The following is a 1136-nucleotide window of genomic DNA, read 5'->3' on the forward strand; positions in this document are numbered from 1 at the left end:
TCCCCTCCCGGGAGGGGATGGGGGTGGGTTACACTTGCCTCCATGCCCGTTTTTTGTCTCGGATTGCCCACCCGCGACTAATATATTTATTGCTGCATTCTCGTCTCTGTCGTGTTTTGTACCACAGTTGAGACATTCCCACTCTCGCACTGATAAGTCTAATTTACCACCTTTGAAACCACAACACGAGCACATTTGGGATGTTGGTTCCCAACGACTGATTACTCTAAAATCACGACCGTATTTTTCTGCTTTCCCTTCTAAAAAAGTCCGGAATTGTCTCCAGCCTAAATCAGAAACCCACCCCTCTTGCTCCCCTCCCAGGAGGGGATGGGGGTGGGTTGCGGTTTTTGACCATACCTGAAACGTTTCCTTCGGAATGCTTCGCAAACAAGTCTTCTAGAACAATTGTTTGGTTTTCACGAATTATTTCAGTAGATAATTTATGCAAAAAATCTGTCCTAGTATCCTTTAATTTGGCATGGAACTTAGCAACTCTCAGTCTAGCTTTTTCATATCGTTTCGACCCTAAGGTTTTGTTAGATAATAACTTACTTAACTTTCGATATTTCTTGATTCGTTTTTTGAGTGCCTTAGGAGCATCAATCTTTGTACCGTCACTCAATGTAGCAAAGGTTTTAATACCTAAATCTATACCTACTGAATTTTCATTTTCAGATAAAGTTTCTGGTTGTATTTCTACTACAAAACTTAAGAAATATCTATTAGCTGAATCTTTGATTAATGTTACTGATGATGGAGAAGCAGGTAATTCTCTCGACCACACAATTTTCAGTTTTCCTATTTTGGCTAAATAAACTTTATGTTGACCAATTTTAAACCCTCCTTTTGTAAACTTAGCAGTCTGTCTTGATTTCCTTTTTTTGAATCGTGGAGGTTTTATAGGTTTACCTTTTCTCTTACCTTTGGTTGATTGAAAAAAGTTTTGATAAGCTTGGTTTAAATCATTTAAAGATTGCTGTAATGGAATAGCAGAAACCTCTGATAACCATTCTCTGTCTACAGTCTTTTTAGCAGATGTGATCAACTGTTTTTGAAGTTCAGCATTAGTGGGCTTCTTTTCTTCTGATTTATACTTTTGTTGGCAGCAAGCTAGGCTATCGTTCCAGACGACG

The 1136-nt window shown here is 38.6% G+C and carries 2 protein-coding genes; both read right to left on the reverse strand.

Annotation, left to right across the window (positions count from 1 at the left end):
* On the reverse strand, window positions 1-390 hold a 390-nt coding region (locus tag F6K06_RS33600), incomplete at its 3' end, for a zinc ribbon domain-containing protein (RefSeq protein WP_287245634.1).
* Window positions 293-1136 (reverse strand): RNA-guided endonuclease TnpB family protein (locus tag F6K06_RS33605; RefSeq protein WP_205127858.1); only part of this gene is annotated, 844 nt, incomplete at its 5' end. The genes F6K06_RS33600 and F6K06_RS33605, both read right to left, overlap by 98 nt.

Source organism: Okeania sp. SIO1H4, assembly GCF_010672695.1.
Lineage (GTDB): Bacteria > Cyanobacteriota > Cyanobacteriia > Cyanobacteriales > Microcoleaceae > Okeania > Okeania hirsuta.